The sequence below is a fragment of the Klebsiella sp. A-Nf5 genome (genome assembly GCF_002810545.1).
GTDB classification, from domain to species: Bacteria; Pseudomonadota; Gammaproteobacteria; order Enterobacterales; family Enterobacteriaceae; genus Klebsiella; species Klebsiella variicola.
In genome coordinates this window covers 1-511 of sequence record NZ_PIOG01000156.1, presented here as the reverse complement: position 1 = coordinate 511, position 511 = coordinate 1, and the positions used below count along the sequence as shown (strand labels likewise).

Genomic DNA, 511 nt, shown 5'->3' with positions numbered 1-511 from the left:
TTATTGGGTAAGGTTATTACTTTAAATAAACAAATTTTGACGTCTGGCTATTTATTATATTCACAACTAACCCGTTACTGAAAACAGTAACTAGGAGATTATTACATGCAGAATTTACTGCCATACACTGCCATTCCGAAAATGCCGGAGCCTTATATCCCCGTACAAAACAGAACCCCGGAGGGTTACCCTGTCGGTGCGTTCCCGTCGGTGATGCGGGATGTCATTGATGCTCTTTATAACGAGACGGGTATCCCGGCGGAACTGATAGCGGGGGCCGTACTGGCAGCCGCTTCCCTCGCCTGTCAGGCTCATATTGAGGTGGTACCACCACACTCATCGGATCCGATGCACTGCGCACTGTATTTACTGACGCTGGCGGTCTCCGGTGAAGGTAAGACCAGTATCAGCAAAAAAGTGATGAAGCCTTTTTTCCGGTTCTCTGAGCAAATGAAGCAACAGCACGACGGTCTGATGAAAGCACACCTGCGTGCTGACAATATCTGGAAAA

The 511-nt window shown here is 47.7% G+C and carries 1 protein-coding gene; it reads left to right on the top strand.

Annotation, left to right across the window (positions count from 1 at the left end; all coding sequences use genetic code 11):
- Positions 1-105: 105 nt before the first annotated feature.
- The coding region (locus tag CWM53_RS16460) for a DUF3987 domain-containing protein (protein ID WP_133124356.1) at positions 106-511 on the top strand (406 nt) is incomplete at its 3' end.